Below are 377 nucleotides of genomic sequence, written 5' to 3' on the forward strand. Positions count from 1 at the left end.
GACAGCAGCACGGCGACCATCAGCGACGGTAACCTGACGGTGACCACCGATAACGCGAAAGCCAACGGTACGGCCACCGATGCGGTGAAAGCCATCGTAACGGATGCCAACGGTAACCCGGTGAAAGACGCGACGGTGACCTTTACCGCCACCAACGGCGCTACGATCACCACCGCTTCTGCCACCACCGATGCGGACGGTATTGCCACCACCACGCTGACCAACACCAAATCCGGTGTAAGCAAAGTGACGGCTACCGTCAACGGCAACAGCCAGACTGTGGATACCACCTTTGTGGCGGACAGCAGTACGGCGACCATCACCGATGGTAACCTGACGGTGACCACCGATAACGCGAAAGCGGACGGCACGGCCAC

The 377-nt window shown here is 60.2% G+C and carries 1 protein-coding gene; it reads left to right on the top strand.

From position 1 onward, the window contains the following. Positions 1–377: Ig-like domain-containing protein (locus ADJ24_RS10760; protein ID WP_048702443.1), on the top strand; the 377-nt coding region annotated here is incomplete at both ends.

Source organism: Enterobacter sp. 940_PEND (assembly GCF_001059415.1).
GTDB classification, from domain to species: Bacteria; Pseudomonadota; Gammaproteobacteria; order Enterobacterales; family Enterobacteriaceae; genus Enterobacter; species Enterobacter cloacae_M.